Below are 22,426 nucleotides of genomic sequence, written 5' to 3'. Positions count from 1 at the left end.
CTCGGCATCTCGTGCTCCTTAACTCGTTAGAGCTCGCGCCAACTCGCGGATCATTTGCAAGATGTTCCCTCGATCGGCCCCTGGCATGGCCGATTCGGTGTGAAGCTTCTTGATAATTTTCGCCCTTTGCTCGGGAGTTGGAGAGAACTTGATTCGATAGCCATCACGAGTAGTCGCAGCAACATGCGCGTCTACTCCGCTAATCCCGGGCAGGTCGAGCTTCCCTGCTGCTCCGGCAGAAAGTCCGGATGGACCGCTGATTCGAGCGCCCCCTCGGCCCAGATTGAGAAGCCATCCGCGATGCTTCTCACCTTGGATCACCAACGTGATGGGTTCTGGAATCTGGCGCTGAGGTCGATCGTATCTCGGTCGTTCAATGCACACCACGACGGCCACGAACAGCACCAGAATGTTGTAAACTGTCCAGAACATCACGATAGCCGTGCCGTCGCCCGCTGTTGCGGACGTATCGAAGACAAAATCGGAGTTCAACGGCACGATCAGGCCGCCGATCGTAAGTGCGAGTAGGAGTAGAAACGGTCGCATCAACGCCCATTGAACAACGACCTTGGTGCGGTCGCCGCCTTTGGCCGTCACCGAGAATTTATGCGATCCGCTGGTCAGAAGCCCGAGAGCAGCTGCCTGACTGATGGGCCAGGCAGCGATCAGTTGAGCCGTATCGTTGAGAAGCGGGACAAACAACCCTTTTGAAAGCCAGTTCAGGGACACCAGAACCATTAGGTAATAGGGTACATAGTACCTGATAATTTCCACCAGCGACGCGTTCACGATGGTGATGCCGAACCACCAGTACAACAGTGGGCAAATCAGGCTGGCAAGCCTGAAGGGAAAAGTGCTGAGCCAGTAGAGCAATGAATCGAGGATCCCGATTCTATGCATCAGACCAAGGCTGCGCATGCCAAAGGGGCTGTATGAGTTGCGGACAATTTGCATCAAGCCGAGGCACCACCGTCCACGCTGAGTAATATACTCTTTCAGTCCTTCGGGAGCCAAACCTTCAGTCAATGGCTCGTTAAGGTACACAGTTTGCCAGCCGTTTTCCGCAAGCTTGAGGGTGAGTAGGAAGTCCTCGGTTACGCTTTGTGTTGGAATCCAGCCAATCTGCTCGACGGCCTGTACCCGCATTACGGATGATGTCCCACAGCAGATGGCAATCCCCCAAGCGTCCCGCGCTGGCTCGACGTTGTCAAAGAAATGACGTTGTTCATCCGGATATGCGGTGCTTATTCCAAGGTTATGTTGGATCGGGTCAGGATTGAAGAAGTGCTGCGGGGTTTGCACTAGTGCGACGCTTGGCTCGTGAAACAACGCTAGCGTCCGCTCGATGAAGTTCGCATGGGGAACGAAATCTGCGTCAAGTACAGCGACAAAGACCGGGGGGGCTGGATCGCGGGCGCACGCGCGAAGTGCATGGTTAATGTTTCCCGCTTTAGCGTGCTCCTTATCCGAGCGTGCGAGATATCCGATTTCGTGCAGCTCGCAAAGTTGCCGCACCCAATTCCTGGCGCCGTCGTCGAGGATAAAAATCCGAAGCCGTGGATAGCGGATTTGCGCCGCGCCAATGATCGTGCGCTCGAGCACTTCCGACGGCTCGTTGTAAGTCGTGATAAAAACGTCCACACGCGGCGCTTCTCCAGGCAGCCACCATTCGGAGTACCGGTCTGCTTCTGCCGACCGCTCTTTCACCCGCGACAGTATGAAAAACGCGATGGTAGAGGAAAGCATCGTCAGAGCTTCGAGGATGGCGAATCCCCAACTGAACAGCGCGTCCGCAGTCCAGTCGAGCGGCGCTAACGTTTCGGTGAAGCGCCAAGCCATATAACGCCAAGACAGTACGGCAGCCGTCCCCAGGAGAAGAGCGCGCCAATACCACTTCATCGGATTGAGAAACGGAAAGACGGTAAGCCAAAGCCCAATTATGAGGGCGGCGCCTGCGAAGGCAGCAACGAGTGGCGACAGCAGGAGCATTAGAGCCCGTACCGCGTTATAAAGCGACGGAATTGTGCGATTGGGCCAGCTGTGAAGATGACGCGTCCAGTGCGTCCAATCGCGCAGCCGAGATCTGCCTCTCCCGCAAGATCTGGAACTGTCACAGTGACATCAAAGCGCTGGAGATGTTGCGCACTTGGACCCACAGCAAGATTGGTGTAGAGCGAGGCCGCGCCGGATCCGCCAAGGCGGGTTATGGTTCCATTGAAAATACGATCATCTCGAAACAACCGAAATTGCGCGGCCGTTCCCACCGAGAGACCGTCGTAGAGAGATTCGCTGACGCCCGCGGTGACGATCAGGGTACTGCAGTCTACGATCTTGACGAGATCCTGGCCGCGCCGCGCGTATTGGCCATCGTCTATTAGTATGTCCCAGACCAGACCAACGACGCTGGCATTAAGGGTAGCGAAGCTCAAATTATTGACACGAAGACGCTCGGCATCGACTTGCCGGTCGAGCTGTACAATACGTGCTTTCACCTGCTCCTTGTCGACATTTAGCTCGGCCAACCGCTGCTCGAGCTCTCGGATACGTTGGGCCGAGGAGGGAGCGTCGTTATAGGACTCCCCGATGAAGACGCCCTCGCGAGCGGACGTAAGTTCCGTCTCCAAATATTTCACTCGCTGCTGCGCACTCTCCAGTTCTTGCTGCGCGACGTCGTAAGTTGCACGAGCGCGATCCAAATTCGCCGCCGTCTGTACACCACGCGCGCTTAGTTCGTTTGCTCGCTTGAATTCTGCGTCCGCTTGACGAAGGCGTGTGGCCGCAGCGTCTTGAGCTGCTTTCGTTTCGGCAATTCGAGCCTCAATCTGCCGAACCCTTCCGCGCTGGTAATCAGTTGATTGAACATCGAAGCGAGACCTGGATGCGGACAAGGCCTCTCGCTGGCCAACAAGACGGTTGAGCTCGATCTGCTGGTTCGTGCGATCGCGATCAAGCTCAAGAAGCCTCGCGGTATCGAAGCGTTGGTCGTTGATTTCTGCTATGAACTCGCCGGGACTAATGCGCGCGCCGATGCTCTTTACGGCAAGCGTTACCTTTCCTTCGATCGGGGCGCGAACGATGTAGAGCCGCGCATTGAGTGTAGCATCCGCCGATGTTCCAGCGAAGTGCTCACCGATAATAACGTACAATCCCACTGCCAACAGGGCCAAGCCGATGATTGCACGTACGAGCCTCATAAGGACATTCCAACTGCATTTATGACGGGAAGGTCGCGCAGCGTATTACTGAGCAGCGACGGTCCAATCGTTTTCGCCTAAGCGACCCTCCGCCCTGCTTTGGATTGCCAAGTCCGCTCGGATGCAAGTGTTAGCGGCTCAGGCGTCATGATCAGACTAACAGGCTGGTAAAGAAGAGCTTCGTGATCTCAGCGGCAGGAGGATCCGTATCGTCAAAAGTGCAAACGGTCATGAATTCATTCCTGCAGTTCCAGCAGCGCCAGAGATCTTGGACTCCCCGGGCACCGATGCGTTCATGCCACTCGAGGTGGACCAATGCAGAGCCACATTGAGGGCAGTTTTTATGACGTGCTATTGAGACCGACTCCATGTGGCAGCTCGTGTCATTGCGTCAAAAGGCTACAGCCGAAGAAGCGTTAGTGTAGCCGCCGCTTCGTGGCGGCTGCGGTAGATGGACCTCTCTGTTCAAATCCTGTGCCAACCGCGACAGCTTGATCAGAAGGGGATAGTTTTTCAAGGAAGTGTACCAAACCGACAGCATGTCAGAAATCGGACAGTCAAGGTCATGTTCTAACGTAAGGTCGCAAATCGGACTAAGTCTCGTTTTGGAAGCCTTGGGGGATCGTTTGGTGCTGAGTAATGCGGCCTGGGAGGTTTGGCTGATCATAAACGGCCTGATCAGGAGGGCTCCCACCTGACGGGGAGCAGCGGATGTCCGTGGAAGTGTGATTCGGATCGTGTGCGTCCGGCGCTCCCTGGAGTAATCAGGAGCCGTTAGGAGTTAGGAGACGGCTCGGGCGCTTCAGTCGGAGGGGCATTAGGGGATTTGGATAACGGCTCTTCGAGATGATATCCAGACTTCGGGTATCTGATCGCCGTTAATTCAGCTCATCGTGTATCTGCACGCCGCCAGAGCGAAGAGGAGTAGTCGAAGATCAGGCGCTTGGCCGCTCGCGCACCCTGAGCGCATGGGGCCGTTCGCGGGCCCCTGTGCGTTGACGCTGGAGTCGGTCAAAACGGTGATGCACGACAGGCCGCCGCCCGCAATCGCGTAATCGAGCCAAGGTGATCTCTTAAGAGTCTGCGCCCCGTCCAAGTGAATGCGCCCGCGCTGAGCAACAATGCAGGGTAATGCGTCGAATGTATCGCGGCAACTCTAGAGGGTGTCAGTAACTCGGTGTAAGATGGTTTCTGTGAGTTTACCTTTGACAGGAGACTCACATGGCTACGGATTTTTCACCTGAGATTTTGGACCAGCTTCTTGCCGGGGGCAGCCTCAAGCCAGAAGACTTAGCCGGCGAAGACGGGCTTTTCAGACGACTGAAGAAGGCGCTTCTGGAGCGCGCACTGGGTGCGGAGCTGACCCACCACCTTGGCTATGAGAAGGGCGACCCGGCGGGCCGCGGGTCGGGCAACAGCCGCAACGGCACAAGCAGCAAAGCGCTGTTGACGGACGACGGCGAGATCGAGATCGAGGTGCCGCGCGACCGCGCCGGCACGTTCGAACCGGTGATCGTCGCGAAGGGCCAGACCCGCTTCGACGGCTTCGACGAGAAGATCATCAGTCTCTACGGGCGGGGCATGACGGTACGGGAGATCCAGGGCCATCTGGCCGAGCTCTACGGCACCGAGGTGTCCTCCGATCTGATCAGCAAGGTCACCGACGCGATTCTCGACGAGGTCCGCGAATGGCAGAGCCGGCCGCTGGAAGCGATCTATCCGGTGGTCTTCTTCGACGCGCTCAGGGTCAAGATTCGCGATGAGGGGATGGTCAAGAACAAGGCAGTCTACGTCGTGCTGGGCATCACTGCATCGGGCGAGAAAGACGTGCTCGGGCTTTGGATCGAGCAAACCGAAGGCGCCAAATTCTGGCTCAAGGTCATGAACGATCTGAGGAACCGCGGCGTCGCCGACATCCTGATCGCCGTCGTCGACGGTCTGAAGGGCTTTCCCGAGGCGATCAACAGCGTCTTTCCCAAGGCGATGGTCCAGACCTGCATCGTGTATAGCGCGACGATCTGGGTCGGAAGAGCGCGGCGATCAGGATGGCGAGTCAGTGTCGCGGCGCGATGATGATCGCCGCGATGATTGTCGCGCGCAAGAGTTTTGTTTGCTTTGATTGTCGCGGAGCGTCAATCAAGCGAGCGTTTTTTGTGTCGCGTGCTCCGGTGGCCGCCCTGGACCACGCTTTCGCTCGAGGGCAGTCCGCCTGCGATAGCTCTCGACGTTCATCTCGACGATGGTGGCGTGGTGAACAAGGCGATCGATCGCCGCGAGGGTCATAGCTGGGTCCGGAAAGACCTTGTTCCATTCTCCAAAGGGCTGATTGGCGGTGATCAGCAAAGAGCGTCGCTCGTAGCGTGCGCTGATGAGCTCGAACAGCACACTGGTCTCGGCCTGGTCCTTGGTGACATAGGCAAGATCGTCCAAGATGACGAGATCGAAGCGATCGAGGCGGTTGATGGCGCCCTCGAGGTTGAGCTCGCGGCGAGCCACCTGGAGCTTCTGCACGAGATCAGTGGTGCGGGTGAACAGGACGCGCCATCCGTTCTCGATGAGGGCCAAGCCGATTGCTGCCGCCAAGTGGCTCTTGCCTCCACCGGGCGGACCAAACAGCAGCAGATTGGCGCCCTTGCCGAGCCAGCCGTCGCCGGCGGCGAGTGCGGTCATTTGCGCCTTGGAGATCATCGGCACGGCCTCGAAGTCGAAGCTGTCAAAGGTCTTTCCGGTAGGCAGCCGCGCCTCGACGAGATGGCGCTCGATGCGGCGGCGGCCGCGCTCAGCGATCTCGTGCTCGGCAATGGTGGCGAGGAAGCGCGCCGCCGGCCAGCCTTCTATATCGGATTGCTCGGCAAATTGCGGCCACAGCGCCTTGATGGCGGGCAGCCGCAGCTCGTTGAGCAACAGATTGAGGCGCGCGGTGTCGACTACGTTGGTTGTGCTCATGCGGCGCCTCCGATCTCGGCGGTACCGATGAGGCATTCATAGGTGGCGAGCGGTGCGAGGCGTACCACGACGTTCGGCACCTGGGCGGGATCCGGGGCGAAGTGAGTACGTAGCCGGTTGAGGTCGGGCAGCCGGCCGTCGTTCAGGTCAGCCGTGAGCTGATTGGCGAGTTCGGCCTCGCAACCGCGCTCATGGGCGAGTGCGAGGAGATCGACCATGATCCGGCAGGCCTTCTTGTCCGGTAAGCGTTTGCGCAAGACGTCGAAGGCTCGGCGGTAAGCTTCCCGGGGGAACAGCTGGTCGCGGTAGACCAGGTTGAGGAGCGCCATCGGCTTGCGCCGCAAGGAATGGATCACGTGCCGATAATCGACGACCTGATCGTGCTTGCCATTGGGATGCGGCCGCCCGCGCGGCAAGGTGAGGAGATGCGTGCCGCCGACAAACACGTCGAGGTGATCGTCATACAGGCGCACCCGCAGCCGATGGCCGATCAAGCGCGACGGCACCGTGTAGAACACCTTGCGCAAGGTGAAGCCGCCGGACGACGTCACGTGGACGATCACCTCTTCATAGTCCGACGTGCGGCGGTCCGGCAGATCCTGAAGTGCGCTACGTTCACTGTCGATCCGCTTGGCGTTGCGGGCATTGCGGCGGCTGGCGATCTCATCGATGAAGCCACGATAGGCAGCTAGATCGTCGAAGTCGGCGGTGCCACGCAGCAACAGCGCGTCGCCGATCGCTCGCTTGAGATGACCATGCGAACTCTCGATCGCCCCGTTCTCGTGGGCGATGCCACGATTGTTGCGGGAAGGCCGCATGCCGTAATGGGCACAGAGGTCTTCGTATCGCCGCGTCAGATCGTCTTTGGCGTCGCGGTCGAGATTGCAAAAGGCGGCCGACAGGCTGTCGGTGCGATGCTCCCGTGGCGCCCCACCGAGTGACCACAAGGCATTCTGCAGGCCTTCGGCCAGAGCGACGAAGCTCTCACCGCCGAGCACGACATGGGCGTGCTCAAACCCGGAATAGGCCAGCCGGAAGTGATAGAGACGATGGTCGAGCGGTACGCCCGCGATCGTGACACCCAATTCGCCCATGTCGGTGAAGTCGGACAGGCCGCGCTGACCGGGTTCGTGGGTCTGGCGGAAGATGACCTCCTGCTCCTCGCCGTGGATCGCCCGCCAGGCCCGGATCCGGCGCTCCAGCGTGCGACGGATGCCGGCGCCGAGCTCGGGATGGCGTCGGAGCAACTCCTCGAAGATCGTGACCGGCCGCACACCGGGGGCGGCCTTCAGCATCGGCGCGATATCTGTCTCAAATACGCGGGCCAAGGGATCTGGCCGGCGACGGCCGCGGGGAGCCTTCTTCTGCGACGGAAGGCGTCGATCCTTCTCGATCCGGTAAGCGGTCGAGGTGCTGAACGAAGCCTTGGCGGCGGCCACGGGTGGGCTATCGGTCTGACGGTACTTCATGTAGAGCCTCATTTGGTGATCGGTAATGTGTCGGCCTGGCACGCGAGTGATTCCTCTTGGCGGAAGAACCACTTGCATAACCAGCCGGCCGCGATCACCAGTCGGCGCGGTCCGCTGTGGATCGCGCCGACGCCGGGCTCGTAACTCCGGTCGGGCTACGCCCTCCCTGCGTCACGAGCCCGGCGTAGCCCTCTCATCATGGTCGACGCTCCACTTCCATCCTGTTCGCCGCGCGGCAATCGTGCATTTGATCCGCAACAGCCTATCCTTCGTGTCCTGGAAGGATCGCAAGGCGATCCTTCCCTCGATCAAGGCGATCTATCATGCCGAGAATGCCGACGCCGCTCTGCTCAGGCTCGAGGACTTCGAAGCCGAGTGGGGCAAGCGCTATCCCGCGATCGGGGCGGCCTGGCGCCGGGCGTGGGAGCACGTCATTCCGTTCTTCGCCTTCGCGCCGGAGATACGCAAAATGATCTATACCACCAACGCGGTCGAGGCGCTGAACCGTTCGCTGCGCAAGATCATCAAAACACGCGGCAGCTTCCCCAACGACGAGGCGGCGATGAAGCTGCTTTACCTCGCCATCAGAAATGCCGGCATCCATTGGCGACGACCGGTTGCATGGACGGCCGCAATGGGCCAGTTTGCCATCCAGTTCGGCGAGCGCTTTGCAGGCTCAGCGAACTGACCCCATGGGGTCAGTCCGCTGACCCCGCAAACCCCTCACAGAGACGCTCTTACACAAAACTTCTGACACTCCCCAACTCTAGACGCTTTATTCTAATCAAGCGCCTCCCGAGCACGCTTGAACTCAGCGCGTCGGCTCACGCATGTGGGTTTCTTGCTCCATCTTCAGTGACCGGTCCGCGGCTGGCTTCGCGATCGAGCAGCGCGGGGATACCGGCGGCTGGAACGGGACCACTGAACAGGTAGCCTTGTCCTTCTGTGCAACCATTAGACACCAGAAAGACGAGCTGGCGTTCGTCTTCGACTCCCTCGGCCGTGGTCGTCAAACCAAACCCTTCAGCAAGGCCGAGTATAGCACGAACGATCACCCGGCTGTCAGTGCTGTAGTCGAGATGAGACACGAAGCTGCGATCGATCTTGATCTTGTCAAGACGAAACGAAAGCAGCTGGCTAAGCGTAGCATAACCTGTCCCGAAATCATCGAGCGCAATGCGGACGCCGGCATGACGAAGTTCGTCTATCACGGTCTTCGCAGCCCCGTTGTTTTCCACGAACGCGCTCTCTGTAATTTCAATCTCCAGGCGGCGCGGACTAAAGCCGGTTTGCTCTAGGATCGATATAATGCGCTCTCCCAGCGCGGAATCCCGCAACTGAACAGGCGAAATGTTGAAGGCAAGCGAAAACGTCTTTGGCCACGCAGTGGCATCAAGACACGCGCGGCGAAACAGCTGATCTCCAAGAGCGTTGATGAGGCCTGTTTCTTCTGCAATCGGAATAAACACGTCAGGCGGGATATGGCCCGATGTCTTGCTCTCCCAACGCGCCAACGCCTCGAACCCGACTATGCGATTACTTACAAGTGAAACCACCGGCTGGTAATGGGGCTCGATAATATCCGTTGCGATAGCGCTCCGAAGCTCACGCTCAATATTGATGCGCCGCTCGACATGCACGTCCATGTCAGGCTCAAAAAAGCGAACACGCGACCTGCCGTCGCCTTGCGCGCGATAAAGTGCGCGTTCTGCGCGCCTAACCAATTCGTGGGGAGTGACGCCATCAAGCGGAGCGATGGCGATGCCAATTCCAAGACTAAGCTCGGCTGCGCCAGCCTCAATCGCGAAACTGTCGGCGGCAGACGCCACGATACGGCGCGCCAGATTGGCGGGATCCTCGAGGGAGCTAATGTTGGGCAGGACGATCCCGAATTCGTCGCCTCCGATCCTCGCCAGGAGGCCGTCCTTGCACAAGATGTCGGCAAGCCTTGTGGCAAGTTCGCAGAGTGCCTTGTCCACCGCCGCATGGCCGTGCGTATCCTTGATTCGCTTTAAGCCGTCGAGGCCGAGCATCAGAACAGCGACTTGATGTGTGTCGGTGGCGAGGCCAACGCACAGATCAAGTTTGTCATCAAACAGGCGGCGGTTTGGCAAGCCAGTCAATGGATCGTGTCGCGCCAAATCGCGGACTTCTCCTTCTGTGATGGTTCGTGCTTCAGTTCCGCGGGCGAGTTCTCGGTAGCGCCGAACACTAAAGATCGTGAGCCCAATGCTCAGCAAGAATGCAACGAACACGATGAAGATAATGTCGTCGAGTACCGACTCCACATAGCGCTGTCCCAGCTGCGCTAAACGAGGGCCAAGCCCATAGAGATACGCTAAAAGTGAAGTGAGAACGACGCCACCGAAGAGAGCAATGAGGTCCCTCGTGGCAGAACTGCGCCAATCGAAGTGCAATACGCGCAATCGTGGAGTTGACATTCTCATCTCATTCAAACACTCCGCAGCGCGGGGTGGCCCAGTGAGGTTCTTGGCCGCAGCATGATTGTTGAGAACCAGATGTTGCGCCGATTGCCGAACTTCAGTAACGGCTTCGCAAGCAGCAATGAGCCATCGGGGCGCGATAGCGGCCTCCCGCAAATGTTGTGTTCGAGCGGCCGGCAAGTTCGCGCACCGAAGCAACGAGCTATATCCTGAATATGCCGCTTCAAGACTTTGAACACTCTGGAGCGCGAGCGCCAAGGGAGGGCGCTAGTTTACGTGCGATAGCAATCAGCGCGACCAAGTTCCTACTAGTTGTACCTCCTGATCCGGACCTTCTGCCAAGTGCCTGGCGAGCGGATTGGCTCGCGGCGCGCGCCAAGGGGCGGCCGCCTTGGCGAGGTGAGGCGACCGCCAGTTGAGCGCTCGATGGAACGACGGCTGTCACGCGACGCCGTCGTAGCAAGCAACGACATAACAGCTCCCGGCAGCTAGTGAACCTGCCTGCAAATTGCAATGGATGGACCATGACCGAATAGTTGTTAATAGAGGCGGGGTTTGGCTCGGAGAACAGCGAGAACGGGCGTCCCGGTCAAGAGCACCGGAGACGGAGTGAACGATGAACGATATCCTAGGCGACAACCACACGGTTGCGGCCTTCAAATTTTGCGCGATAGAGTCGCTGGTCGGCGACGTTCAAGAACCCGTCGAGCGTGTCTCCATCACGCCTGAACTCCGACACTCCAACGCTGATGGTGACGCCGACCGACGGTTCGGCTCCGACGTCGAATGCAGTGCGTTCGATGGCCGATCGAAGGCGCTCGGCGACCGCGCCAGCCGCGTCGAGCGTCGCCCCCGGGAGCAGTACCATGAATTCTTCACCGCCCACGCGCGCGACAGAGTCGTAAGGCCGGATTGCCTCCAGACACTTTCGCACGAATACGCGCAGGACCTCATCGCCGACGCTGTGACCACGTGAGTCGTTTATATCCTTGAAATGGTCTAGATCGAGGGACAGCAGAGACAACGGAGCTCCGGTCCTCTTGGCTCGTGCGATCTCCGCGCCGATATGCTCGATAAAGTGGCGCCGGTTCCCGGCACCGGTTAATGGATCAGTGGCGGCGAGCCGCTCCAGCCGTCGATTGCTCAATTTCACTTGCTGAAGTGCCTTTTGAGTGTCGGCCATCGATTTGGCCAGGCGGGCGGTCATTTCTTCCTGGCTATAGATGGTGGCGAACGATTGCGTTGTTCGGAAAGCCTGGACGACGCCATAGCTGAGCAAAAAAAATCCGCCAGCAAAGATTGCGTGAGCCAGCCACCACATATGATTCCACGGCGCGGCCAAAATGAATGCGAGCGACGATAGCGCAAACCATGCGACAGAAATGCCGAAAACAAGCATGAGCGGCGAGTGAATCCGTCGCATGAGCAAGACCGCGACGTTCAGCGCACTGAAGAGCAATGCGCCCCCCTCCATGGACAGGCGGACCGCCGGGTGCCCAGCATAGGGTGAATAGGCGACCAGTGCGACAGCTAGGTCCATCGTAAGGAACAGGCCAATCCACGTCAGCCATGCGCGCGTGTCCGAGCGCTTCTCAAGTCCGTCGGACGGCCGGTTGTAGCTGAGTAGCCCGACGAAGAGCAGAATCGACATCGCCAGACGCGACGCTGGCCCATAGAGCAGAAACAGCCAAATGTTGCGATGTGCCATCCCGGTGAAGGCGCCGTGCAGCGTATAGATCAGCACGAAGGCCAGAAAACCAAGCGTCAACCAGCGCAACAGAGGCTCGCCTGAAGACCGATAGCAACGCCATGTCACATATGTGACGAACAGCCCCTCGAGGGTGGCGACGGCGATGGCGAATTCGTGGAACAGGTGGTCTTCAAACTTCAGCGCGGGATCTTGCTGGAAATAGAGGTAAGCGATGAACTGAGTGGGCAGCAGGGCGAAGCCGATAATGAGAAGGCTCGTATACGCCTGTGTGATCAGCCGCAGCGCGCTGGGCGGCTCCTGCAACATAAGATTGGTACTCATATGCTATACCGTCATTCCATGATGATCGCACGCGGTCCTTTCACGAACTCGTGGGGCCCTTCTTCAAGCATCTTGGAGTCGTGCTAGACAAGCAAGTGAAGGTATCATGGCTCGTCTCCGCCGTAGCTCATCAACACCCGGCACGGGTGATCGCGCTGCACGGGCGCGGAGTCACAAGATTTACGTTTCCGTCCATCGGCTGCATTCATCCGGGCGGGGCTGCGACGCCACCAGGATTGGCTTGCCATCCAGGAGCGGCCAAGTTCGCCACTGCGGGATCGTCGGTGCCGTGGCGGGTTATGTGTTCGAGCCCACCACGTTCAGCCCACCCGCTCCGCTAAAGGTAAGGGTATCGTGAGTGTTCAGTACAGTATCCCAGCTGCTGCCCCGAGTCGTCACGATCTGTGACCCGTTCGAAAACGCGCCGGAGGATGAGGAAATCACGAGCCCATTGAGGAAGGGATTCTGCGCATTACCGTACTCAATCGTCTGCTTGTCACCCACTGGTAGCGCCGCTGTGACGATCGGTCCGGACTGGCTCGGCTCGGAGCCAACGCGCGTGATGAGTAACACCGTAAGTGTCAGCCCGCTTTGATTGATGAGTTTCTTGTATGCCATCTGTGACCTCCGTCCTGGCCGTGTCCGCGCGCAAAATGCGAGACAGAGGCTTCACTATATACATTAGCTGGCTAAGCTAAGCCCCTGCCAGATCTTGTAGGCGGCCGACATTTGGAGCCTGCCAGGACTGGACAGGTCACTTTATGCCAAGCGGCTGGAGCGCGGCCGCTTTTTGTGGCGTCGGCGGCGGAGGGCGTGGTGACAAATCACCCCAATCCAGCTTCGCTACATGCTCGACTACCCATGCGAATGCTCCTCCTCGTGAGGCTCAGTGATTGTGTGATCGAGATGGTCGAGCTCGTGATTGCGTAGTTTTCGAGCAGCCTCAATCGCGCGCGGTCTGGTGGAGAACAGGTGCGTGTCCGAACGGAGACGATCGATTAAAAGGCCCGCTTGCCTGCTGTTCAATACGCCGGCGAAATTTCTGTGTGCTGAGCAGGTCGGATGAATGCCGCCATCGCGTACAGGCCGGGCGTGCAAGAGAATGCGCTGGGCCGTGATGGGCAGCACGTTGTCGGGGCAATTTGGCGACCGATGTTGCTAGGTCGTCAATATGGCAGCGATCAGCAATTTCATCATCGTGCATGTTGGTGCGGGCGGGCTCGAGCACGCGTTCTTCTCACTTTTGATGCAGTTTGGAGGATGTCTGGCGCTTTGATTGGGGAGAATCAGCGCCATGCAGCAAGCACTCCACCGCTCCAGTCTGGTGCCGCGTGGGTTCGTTGTAGAGAGCGCGTGCTAGGAGGGTGACAAAGTTGTCATTACGGTCCGAGCGTCCAGAAGCGTTGGCGTATGTCCGTCGTAGAGAACGGTTTCCCGACATGTCGATAGCCGGTATCGACGACGCGTGACCGATCTGCCGCTCTTGGGGCGGATCGTAGAGCTCCTGGTGATCGCCCGCCGCTTCCGCTGCGACGCCGTCCTGTGCGGTGCTATATATTCGCTGAGCGCTTCGCAAGGGATACTGGCTCCGTCGGCGCGACGCGCGGTGAGGCTGGGCTCTATCGTCCATCACATTGGTCCGGCGCTTGGCGGTCGTCCGGCGGCAGCCTTCGCAAAACAGCTGATGTTGCCGGTAAGTAAGGATACGCTCCTGCGCGTGGTCCGACGCCGTCGCCGTTCCCTGGCTGGCCCGCTCAGGGTTATCGGGATTGATGATTGGGCCTGGCGGCGCAATCACCGATGCGCCAGCATCATCTGCAATCTGGAACGACGCCGGATCGTCACCCTACTGCCGGATCGTGAACCCACGACCGCCCAAGCCTGACGTGCTCATCCCACGATCGCGATCGTCGCCCGAGACCGTGGTGGAGAATATTGAGAGGCGGCGGCCAAAGCCTTGCCGCGGGCGGTGCAGGTCGCGGATCGCTGGCATCTAATGGAGAACGCGAGCCGAGCCTTCCTCGAAGGCCGTCCGCAAATCGATGCGTCAGATCCGCGTCGTCATCGGTGCGACTACGATTGGTCCCAATCTGCTGACAGCCGCCGAGCGCCCCAGTATGAGGGCTATCGCCAATCGGCTCTTTAATTGCGGGTTGTTGTCAACTTTTTTTGAAGCCATATGGCAAAGTAGTAGCGCTCGGCCCGACGGAGCAGGTCGGGGTTGCGCAGACGGGGCGAGCGCGGCTGGTGGATCTATAGCGAGCTCGTAGTAGTAAGCTGATTTGCTGTCACCTGGTTTCAATGTGATCAGTTGCCCGATGGTCCTTTCCGAGGTCGTAAGCGCCTCATGATGATGTCCGGATCGGGTGCCTCCTCGTTTGCAACGGGGGGCGGACGAGCCGCTACCAGCCGATTGACCGAGGTCACCACGACCACCGTCCCAGCGGGATATCGCCAGCCCGGCGGACCGGGCCAGGAACCTGCAAAAAAAGTCGGGCTGGCATGTTGTTGCCCCCGTCGAATGATGTGCCGTCGACCCAGATACAGTGGAGGATGACAGTGATCTTGCGGGCCGGTCCGGACGTGTCGGTGCCCCCGGGATCGGACACGCGAGCGTGAGCCTGCAGTCCGAAGTTCGGCGGGACCAACTGGGACGGACAGTGCCCCCGTCGGCCATCAGTTTTCAGACCAAAGCGAACACCTTGACCCTGTAGCCCGCCACGAAGCGCCCGCAGAATCTCCAATTCTCGATTCGGCACGACCCTTGCTCGGTCCTGGGCAGCATCACCGAGTCTCCAGATGCGGTAATGTTAGGGGCGGGCTCGTCGCTTCTAGCGCCTGGTCCGCCCCGCCGGTTTGCTGTGAGGCGAGGTGAGTCAGGATGTTCAAGTGGCGGCGCTCATCTTCGCTCGCGCTCGTCGCCGCCGAGTTAGGAACGGAAAGTGCACCCGCAGCTCCGGAGTAGTAGGCGGCGATATCGAGCCGCAAGACCTTGGAACAAACATGCGCACCGGAACAGTAGTGTCGTACAGCGTTGAAAAGGGCTGGGGGTTCATTCGGCCTGACTATGGCGACGGCAAGGATTTGTTCGTGCACATATCGGACCTTCGCGACTGCGCAGGAGCTGATCTGGTGTCCGGCACGCGCGTGACTTTCGGTATTCGTTTCAATAAACAGCGCTCGAAGTACAGAGCCGTCGAGGTCAGGCTGATCGATTGAAATATCGCGCATCCTGCTGCAGGCGTGCGCGTTACATAACATCCATAGCGCAAAAGCAACAATGGATCGTGCATGAGTTCATTTGCGGGAATCAGACACCTAGTCATGGACGTTTGCGACGCTCGCGCTCGGAAGCGCGACGCTAAGCTAATCGATAGGAATTGTCTTCATTGTCAATGCCGAGCAGACAGCCAAGCTCGCCCGTGCATATCCGCTTAAGCGATCCCGATTGAAACAGGAGGTCGGTGGTTCGAGCCCACCCAACTGTACCACCACTGCTAAATCACGCTGCAGTTCCAGTATCTTGCTGATAGACCTGACGTTTTTGCGCCTTGCAAAATACAAAAGGCGCTACAAATGGCATTGCGTATGGTCGGTCTGGTTCGAGCAAAAGGTGGCGGCTTCATTGCTCGCAAGAGCATCCCTGCAGATGTCCGTGATGCGTACGCGCGCCTGTACAAGGTCCGATGGGAAGCACAGCTCCGCATCCCCGCAGGCACTCCGGCTCCCTTCGCGAAGACTCAGCACGGCGAATGGCTGGCAGAGATTGAAACGCGTATCGCGGCGCTTCGAGCGCAGCAGAACGGTGAAGGTCAACCGCTTACTCGTCTCAACGCTATTGCTCTTGCAGGTCGCTGGTACGTTTGGTTCGTGAGGCAACACGAGGCCAATCCCGGTCCCGCAAAATACTGGGCCGAATTCGGTGATCATCTCGTGTGGGATGTCATTTATCCAGAGGCACCCGACAACTTCCTTGAAGCTCCCAAGGCGGACCCGAAGTGGGAGTGGGCAAAGGAGCCGGAGGTGCGTGACGCGGTGAGGCCGCAAGTCGCCGAACTGGCCCGCGTAGCGACGTTCCTAGCCAGCGAGGGAATGGCATTGAACCCGGCCGCCTATGCGCTTTTCGTGGATGCCGTAAGCGACAATTTGATGCCCGCTATCTCAGTGCTGCAAAAGCGCGCGAGCGGTGACTACTCACGGGATGACAACCCCGACTCTTTTCCGGAGTTCACCGATGGGCCCACGCGGGGCTCTGGCGTGAGCTGTTGGGAATTGTTCGAGGCATTCGTGCTTGCGGTCAAGCCTGCTCCCAAGACGGTGAGCCGATGGCGCTCAGTGTTCCTCGAAATGCAACGCGAGTTTGCAGAGGTGGGAGCCGACGGGATCACCGAGGACGCTGCCCGCAAGTGGGTACATGGACTGATAAACGAAGACCGAGCCGCAGTGACGGTGCGTGAGATTTGGTTGTCAGCCTCGCGGCGCGTATTCGGTTGGGCGCGTGAGCACAAACGCATTCGCCAAAACCCCTTCAAGGGGGTGAAGGTAGACGTCCCTCGCAGGGTGCAAACGAGAGAAGACGGACGCAGTTTTACTGCCGCTGAAGCGAGCACCATTTTGAAAGCTAGCCTTTCATACGAAAAGCCCACTACGCCGACCGAGAGAACACGCCGATGGGTGCCATGGCTATGCGCCTACTCCGGCGCCCGACCCGGCGAGATCACCCAATTGCGCGGCAGCGACATCGAAGACCGCAAGGGCCTTATCGAAGCTGACGCCTGAGGCTGGAACTATAAAGACGAGCAAGGCGCGCGTTGTACCGCTCCACGAGCACATCATTGCCCAAGGTTTCATGGAGATGGTGAAGCGAATTGGAAAAGGCGCGCTGTCCTACAATGACAGTACTCCTCAGCGGATGAGCATCGATCCTCTCAAACCTTCGAGGGATCGGGCCGACACTGCTCGCGCTCATCTCGGAACATGGGTGCGCGGGCTCGGTGTTGATGATCCTGAACTCAGCCCGAACCATGCTTGGCGATACACGTTCAAACGCATCGCCGATGAGATTGGGATGCCAGAGAAAATGAACGACGCCATCACAGGACATACGCAAGCCACTGAGGGCCGAAAATACGGAGCTCCCACCGTAGCGGCCATGGCTGCTGCGCTCGCCAAGTTCCCGCGATACAAGCTCGATTGACGCTGCCGAGGCTAAGGGTGATCGCGTGGTCCGATGCGCCCCTTGCGGAAGAATCCACTGATGGATACCAACGACCACAGAGCGCCGAGTAGGGGGAAAATGATGACTTTTCGTAGCGCAATCGCTGTGAGCTTGTTGGGAATTTTCGGGTGGACCGGCTCCGCCTACGCGGCCAATTCGTGCGCCAACGTGGACGCGTTCAGTTCGTACGACGAAAGCGGACTGCACGAGAGCGATTTCGGGATATATGCGGTCGGAACATTTCGGATCGCGGAGGAAGTAGACGAAGCTAAACAGCCAAATTTCAACCTGACCAAGTTGAATTGCGAGAATGATTTCGATGACACGGGTAAGCCAAAAGGGCTGCAATGCAAGATGACGCAGGCAGTTCTTTGGGCGAACTCGTCCAAACCAGACGCCGACAAACCGAACTGTTCGTTAGACGTCGACAACTCTGAGTTTTCGATGACGGAGCTTCAGAAAGGCGTCCTTATAGGGATGCAGGCGGCTTCAAGTGCCTGTTTCAATACTATGCTGACGATAGATCGAAATACGCAAAGGGTGTACCTGTCCTTCACCAAGACGGCAGGGGCGGATAAGTACGACAAGATCATGAAGGGAACCTGCGGATCGCTGCCGCGCACGGAAGTGCTGATGAACTGTACGGCTTGGCCAAAGATGCGCAAGCAAGGCCAACCAGTGCCTTCGCGCTATTGCGACTTCAGTAGCTCAAGGGACAAGTAAGACCGCGCGGCCGTTCACCTCTGAGCGCGCAGCACGACCGGAACAAAATGGCCGCACCCCGGGAATGCTCCAACTGGAGACCTTGGGTGCGGCCGTTGTTGCTTATGCTGCCTTGACGAGGAAGCTCTTCGCCCCCCTACCTCTGCCTTCCGACCCGTAGGTTACGCCAAGCGCCTTGAGCGCGAGCGTGGTGGGGTGGTTCTCGTTTCGTAGGTTCTTCTGCAGCTCCTTCTTCGCGTTCGTGCTCAGCCCCAGCTCCCGACCTATCACGGTCATCGTGGCGCTGCCGGGCGCACGGTTTCTCATGAAAGTAAGCAGCCTCTCGTGCGGAGCGCTCTTCGTGTTTCGCTTGTGCACCTTGGCGCCGTCAGGATCGAAGGGCCAATCGACCACCTTCAATCCGGGCATCTCCCGACGAATTGCCGCAAGGATGTCCTGTCCGCGCTCCCCTGATGGGAGCACTATGAAAATGTCGGCCTTGGGGCATCCACCCCTGTCGTCAGTGACGTGGCGACAGCAGATGCGGTTGATTGCCTGAATAACGGACGCAGACGGCTGACGCCGCACCATCAGCTCACGCAAGTTCCCGTGCCCTTTCCATGACGGATTGTCCAACCAGTCATCGCCTTGCACACCTTGGAGCGCGAAGAAGACGTTGGTGGGCCATGTTACCGCGTCCCGATAGGGAAGGCCGAAGATTACCGCTGTGTCGCACGCGGCGTATTCGTTGCTTCCGTCGACCGCGCCCCAGTGGGCCGTGGCTGTCTTGGCAAATGGCAGCTTGTCGTGCTCAGGCACCTCGTGCTCAACGGCTTTGTGGACGCAGAAGAATACCGAGCGCTCAGGCCCGAGACGCTCCGTAAGGTCAGCAATGAGGCGAGGGAATCGCGTCTTTGCCTTTTCCACCATCGCTCCTTTGCCGATACCTCCGCTGGTGTAAGCAACATGCATTGTGACGTTGCCGTAATCACGAACGCCCGAAGGAGTCGGGATGATGTAGGCCCGGTCCTCCATTAGTTTGTAAATGAAGTCCTCTCGCGCGGTTGCATCCAACACAACTGGCCCCGGAGCGTCCAGAGGCACCAATAGGGCAGAGGAATTGAGCGTCGGCTGCGTACCCTTTAGAGCGAAATAGGCGTGCTGATCTAACACGGCCTCCGCTCCGGCCAGTGTCGTGTCCACCTGAGCCGCGATCCGTTGCCGATCATTTTCGTCAGCCTTCCCCACGTACTGGTCGTACGGCAGCTTGAGCATGTCGGCGCGCAGGGCGCTCATGTCGAGCGGCTCGGCGGTCTCACCTCCGTACCAAGCATGCATGCTCCGCCACCGAAGCCCTCACTCAGGCCTGCGTGGTGGCCCAAGGCAACATAGAGGCCCTCCAATGCCTCAACTTCGCGGGCGTGCGCGGCGCGCAGCTCGTGGGGAATGTAGCCAATCGCTCGGGCAAGATTGTCCACTTTGACTTGGCTCTCTTCTATGACGTTGCACAACGCTTCGTCCACGATGGTCAAGAGGCGCTTCCTGCCCTTCCAATGCGTCAGACGGGCCCATTTGCCGTCGCGCGGTTCGTTAGTGTCTGGGTGGCGTTCACGTAGGCTTGGTGCGTGATGACGAGCGCATCGCTGCCGTGGAGCTGCTCGGGATGAGCACGATGGCCTGAGTGGTCCGCGATGGCCACTTGGCGTCCCGCGAGGGCGTTGATGGCCGACACCATCGGGAGTGTCAGAAGTTTTGTGTAAGAGCGTCTCTGTGAGGGGTTTGCGGGGTCAGCGGACTGACCCCATGGGGTCAGTCCGCTGAGCCCGCAAAGCGCTCGCCGAACTGGATGGCAAACTGGCCCATTGCGGCCGTCCATGCAACCGGTCGTCGCCAATGGATGCCGGCATTTCTGATGGCGAGGTAAAGCAGCTTCATCGCCGCCTCGTCGTTGGGGAAGCTGCCGCGTGTTTTGATGATCTTGCGCAGCGAACGGTTCAGCGCCTCGACCGCGTTGGTGGTATAGATCATTTTGCGTATCTCCGGCGCGAAGGCGAAGAACGGAATGACGTGCTCCCACGCCCGGCGCCAGGCCGCCCCGATCGCGGGATAGCGCTTGCCCCACTCGGCTTCGAAGTCCTCGAGCCTGAGCAGAGCGGCGTCGGCATTCTCGGCATGATAGATCGCCTTGATCGAGGGAAGGATCGCCTTGCGATCCTTCCAGGACACGAAGGATAGGCTGTTGCGGATCAAATGCACGATGCAGGTCTGGACCATCGCCTTGGGAAAGACGCTGTTGATCGCCTCGGGAAAGCCCTTCAGACCGTCGACGACGGCGATCAGGATGTCGGCGACGCCGCGGTTCCTCAGATCGTTCATGACCTTGAGCCAGAATTTGGCGCCTTCGGGAGGGTGTCAGTAACTCGGTGTAAGATGGTTTCTGTGAGTTTACCTTTGACAGGAGACTCACATGGCTACGGATTTTTCACCTGAGATTTTGGACCAGCTTCTTGCCGGGGGCAGCCTCAAGCCAGAAGACTTAGCCGGCGAAGACGGGCTTTTCAGACGACTGAAGAAGGCGCTTCTGGAGCGCGCACTGGGTGCGGAGCTGACCCACCACCTTGGCTATGAGAAGGGCGACCCGGCGGGCCGCGGGTCGGGCAACAGCCGCAACGGCACAAGCAGCAAAGCGCTGTTGACGGACGACGGCGAGATCGAGATCGAGGTGCCGCGCGACCGCGCCGGCACGTTCGAACCGGTGATCGTCGCGAAGGGCCAGACCCGCTTCGACGGCTTCGACGAGAAGATCATCAGTCTCTACGGGCGGGGCATGACGGTACGGGAGATCCAGGGCCATCTGGCCGAGCTCTACGGCACCGAGGTGTCCTCCGATCTGATCAGCAAGGTCACCGACGCGATTCTCGACGAGGTCCGCGAATGGCAGAGCCGGCCGCTGGAAGCGATCTATCCGGTGGTCTTCTTCGACGCGCTCAGGGTCAAGATTCGCGATGAGGGGATGGTCAAGAACAAGGCAGTCTACGTCGTGCTGGGCATCACTGCATCGGGCGAGAAAGACGTGCTCGGGCTTTGGATCGAGCAAACCGAAGGCGCCAAATTCTGGCTCAAGGTCATGAACGATCTGAGGAACCGCGGCGTCGCCGACATCCTGATCGCCGTCGTCGACGGTCTGAAGGGCTTTCCCGAGGCGATCAACAGCGTCTTTCCCAAGGCGATGGTCCAGACCTGCATCGTGCATTTGATCCGCAACAGCCTATCCTTCGTGTCCTGGAAGGATCGCAAGGCGATCCTTCCCTCGATCAAGGCGATCTATCATGCCGAGAATGCCGACGCCGCTCTGCTCAGGCTCGAGGACTTCGAAGCCGAGTGGGGCAAGCGCTATCCCGCGATCGGGGCGGCCTGGCGCCGGGCGTGGGAGCACGTCATTCCGTTCTTCGCCTTCGCGCCGGAGATACGCAAAATGATCTATACCACCAACGCGGTCGAGGCGCTGAACCGTTCGCTGCGCAAGATCATCAAAACACGCGGCAGCTTCCCCAACGACGAGGCGGCGATGAAGCTGCTTTACCTCGCCATCAGAAATGCCGGCATCCATTGGCGACGACCGGTTGCATGGACGGCCGCAATGGGCCAGTTTGCCATCCAGTTCGGCGAGCGCTTTGCAGGCTCAGCGGACTGACCCCATGGGGTCAGTCCGCTGACCCCGCAAACCCCTCACAGAGACGCTCTTACACAAAACTTCTGACACTCCCGCCTTCGGTTTGCTCGATCCAAAGCCCGAGCACGTCTTTCTCGCCCGATGCAGTGATGCCCAGCACGACGTAGACTGCCTTGTTCTTGACCATCCCCTCATCGCGAATCTTGACCCTGAGCGCGTCGAAGAAGACCACCGGATAGATCGCTTCCAGCGGCCGGCTCTGCCATTCGCGGACCTCGTCGAGAATCGCGTCGGTGACCTTGCTGATCAGATCGGAGGACACCTCGGTGCCGTAGAGCTCGGCCAGATGGCCCTGGATCTCCCGTACCGTCATGCCCCGCCCGTAGAGACTGATGATCTTCTCGTCGAAGCCGTCGAAGCGGGTCTGGCCCTTCGCGACGATCACCGGTTCGAACGTGCCGGCGCGGTCGCGCGGCACCTCGATCTCGATCTCGCCGTCGTCCGTCAACAGCGCTTTGCTGCTTGTGCCGTTGCGGCTGTTGCCCGACCCGCGGCCCGCCGGGTCGCCCTTCTCATAGCCAAGGTGGTGGGTCAGCTCCGCACCCAGTGCGCGCTCCAGAAGCGCCTTCTTCAGTCGTCTGAAAAGCCCGTCTTCGCCGGCTAAGTCTTCTGGCTTGAGGCTGCCCCCGGCAAGAAGCTGGTCCAAAATCTCAGGTGAAAAATCCGTAGCCATGTGAGTCTCCTGTCA

The 22,426-nt window shown here is 59.2% G+C and carries 16 protein-coding genes and 3 pseudogenes; 8 read left to right on the top strand and 11 right to left on the bottom strand.

Annotated elements, in window-relative coordinates; genetic code table 11:
* Positions 1-18: 18 nt before the first annotated feature.
* Together ABIA42_RS30270 and ABIA42_RS30265 are read right to left on the bottom strand one after the other, a co-directional pair.
* Positions 19-1,989: a glycosyltransferase gene (locus ABIA42_RS30270; protein WP_370143694.1), complete on the bottom strand. Its 1,971-nt coding sequence runs from the start codon at positions 1,987-1,989 to the stop codon at positions 19-21.
* Positions 1,989-3,194 carry an HlyD family secretion protein gene (locus ABIA42_RS30265; RefSeq protein WP_370118290.1) on the bottom strand — a complete coding sequence of 402 codons (1,206 nt, stop codon included), beginning with the start codon at positions 3,192-3,194 and terminating at the stop codon, positions 1,989-1,991. The genes ABIA42_RS30270 and ABIA42_RS30265 overlap by 1 nt, the downstream gene beginning before the upstream one ends.
* Before the next feature lie 1,221 nt (positions 3,195-4,415).
* On the opposite strand from ABIA42_RS30265, the pseudogene ABIA42_RS30260 reads away from it, so the two are divergent.
* A pseudogene (locus ABIA42_RS30260) lies at positions 4,416-5,201 on the top strand (IS256 family transposase); the annotation flags it as partial.
* Between the two features lie 129 nt (positions 5,202-5,330).
* Here ABIA42_RS30260 and istB read toward each other — a convergent pair.
* A complete protein-coding gene (gene istB / locus ABIA42_RS30255) occupies positions 5,331-6,140 on the bottom strand; it encodes an IS21-like element ISBj11 family helper ATPase IstB (RefSeq protein ID WP_014497900.1) in 810 nt (269 codons plus the stop codon).
* Positions 6,137-7,687: an IS21-like element ISBj11 family transposase gene (gene istA / locus ABIA42_RS30250; RefSeq protein ID WP_080769320.1), complete on the bottom strand. Its 1,551-nt coding sequence runs from the start codon at positions 7,685-7,687 to the stop codon at positions 6,137-6,139. The genes istB and istA overlap by 4 nt, the downstream gene beginning before the upstream one ends.
* Positions 7,688-7,850: 163 nt before the next feature.
* Here istA and ABIA42_RS30245 point away from each other — a divergent pair, with 163 nt between their 5' ends.
* Positions 7,851-8,297 (top strand): transposase, encoded by a 447-nt coding sequence (locus ABIA42_RS30245; RefSeq protein ID WP_370118293.1) that lies wholly within the window; start codon positions 7,851-7,853, stop codon positions 8,295-8,297.
* A 136-nt stretch (positions 8,298-8,433) separates the two neighbouring features.
* On the opposite strand, the gene ABIA42_RS30240 is transcribed toward ABIA42_RS30245, so the two are convergent.
* The 3 genes from ABIA42_RS30240 to ABIA42_RS30230 form a co-directional block, all read right to left on the bottom strand.
* Positions 8,434-10,050, bottom strand: coding sequence for a putative bifunctional diguanylate cyclase/phosphodiesterase (locus tag ABIA42_RS30240; RefSeq protein ID WP_370118296.1), 1,617 nt, complete (start codon positions 10,048-10,050; stop codon positions 8,434-8,436).
* A 631-nt stretch (positions 10,051-10,681) separates the two neighbouring features.
* Positions 10,682-12,085 (bottom strand): GGDEF domain-containing protein, encoded by a 1,404-nt coding sequence (locus ABIA42_RS30235; RefSeq protein ID WP_370118298.1) that lies wholly within the window; start codon positions 12,083-12,085, stop codon positions 10,682-10,684.
* Between the two features lie 297 nt (positions 12,086-12,382).
* Entirely contained in the window at positions 12,383-12,703 is a 321-nt protein-coding gene (locus ABIA42_RS30230; protein WP_370118301.1) for a hypothetical protein, read from the bottom strand.
* An 847-nt stretch (positions 12,704-13,550) separates the two neighbouring features.
* Between ABIA42_RS30230 and ABIA42_RS30225 the strand changes: the two genes are divergently transcribed.
* From ABIA42_RS30225 to ABIA42_RS30205, 5 genes are all read left to right on the top strand, one after another.
* A complete protein-coding gene (locus ABIA42_RS30225) occupies positions 13,551-13,970 on the top strand; it encodes a hypothetical protein (RefSeq protein ID WP_370118304.1) in 420 nt (139 codons plus the stop codon).
* A 1,004-nt stretch (positions 13,971-14,974) separates the two neighbouring features.
* On the top strand, positions 14,975-15,304 hold the full coding sequence (locus tag ABIA42_RS30220; protein WP_370118307.1) for a cold-shock protein: 330 nt from the start codon (positions 14,975-14,977) through the stop codon (positions 15,302-15,304).
* A gap of 357 nt (positions 15,305-15,661) precedes the next feature.
* Positions 15,662-16,864: a tyrosine recombinase XerC gene (xerC, locus tag ABIA42_RS30215; RefSeq protein WP_370118310.1), complete on the top strand. Its 1,203-nt coding sequence runs from the start codon at positions 15,662-15,664 to the stop codon at positions 16,862-16,864.
* Positions 16,865-16,934: 70 nt separating this feature from the next.
* The gene (locus tag ABIA42_RS30210) at positions 16,935-17,282 is read left to right on the top strand and encodes a hypothetical protein (protein WP_370118313.1); all 348 of its coding nucleotides are present in this window, start codon (positions 16,935-16,937) and stop codon (positions 17,280-17,282) included.
* A gap of 60 nt (positions 17,283-17,342) precedes the next feature.
* On the top strand, positions 17,343-18,026 hold the full coding sequence (locus tag ABIA42_RS30205) for a hypothetical protein (protein WP_370118315.1): 684 nt from the start codon (positions 17,343-17,345) through the stop codon (positions 18,024-18,026).
* Positions 18,027-18,128: 102 nt separating this feature from the next.
* Here ABIA42_RS30205 and ABIA42_RS30200 read toward each other — a convergent pair whose 3' ends face one another.
* The 3 genes and pseudogenes from ABIA42_RS30200 to ABIA42_RS30190 form a co-directional block, all read right to left on the bottom strand.
* Positions 18,129-19,301, bottom strand: coding sequence for a hypothetical protein (locus ABIA42_RS30200; protein WP_370118317.1), 1,173 nt, complete (start codon positions 19,299-19,301; stop codon positions 18,129-18,131).
* Positions 19,298-19,537: a hypothetical protein gene (locus ABIA42_RS30195; protein WP_370118319.1), complete on the bottom strand. Its 240-nt coding sequence runs from the start codon at positions 19,535-19,537 to the stop codon at positions 19,298-19,300. Before ABIA42_RS30195 ends, ABIA42_RS30200 begins: the two co-directional genes overlap by 4 nt.
* Before the next feature lie 277 nt (positions 19,538-19,814).
* Positions 19,815-20,408, bottom strand: a pseudogene (locus ABIA42_RS30190) (IS256 family transposase); the annotation flags it as partial.
* A 64-nt stretch (positions 20,409-20,472) separates the two neighbouring features.
* Here ABIA42_RS30190 and ABIA42_RS30185 point away from each other — a divergent pair.
* Positions 20,473-21,699: an IS256 family transposase gene (locus tag ABIA42_RS30185; RefSeq protein WP_370112649.1), complete on the top strand. Its 1,227-nt coding sequence runs from the start codon at positions 20,473-20,475 to the stop codon at positions 21,697-21,699.
* Between the two features lie 73 nt (positions 21,700-21,772).
* On the opposite strand, the pseudogene ABIA42_RS30180 reads toward ABIA42_RS30185, so the two are convergent.
* A pseudogene (locus ABIA42_RS30180) lies at positions 21,773-22,411 on the bottom strand (IS256 family transposase); the annotation flags it as partial.
* Positions 22,412-22,426: the final 15 nt, after the last annotated feature.

Source organism: Bradyrhizobium sp. USDA 327, assembly GCF_041262065.1.
GTDB lineage: Bacteria > Pseudomonadota > Alphaproteobacteria > Rhizobiales > Xanthobacteraceae > Bradyrhizobium > Bradyrhizobium liaoningense.
Note: the sequence above shows the minus strand (reverse complement) of the source record. Positions and strands in the feature narration are given on the sequence as shown.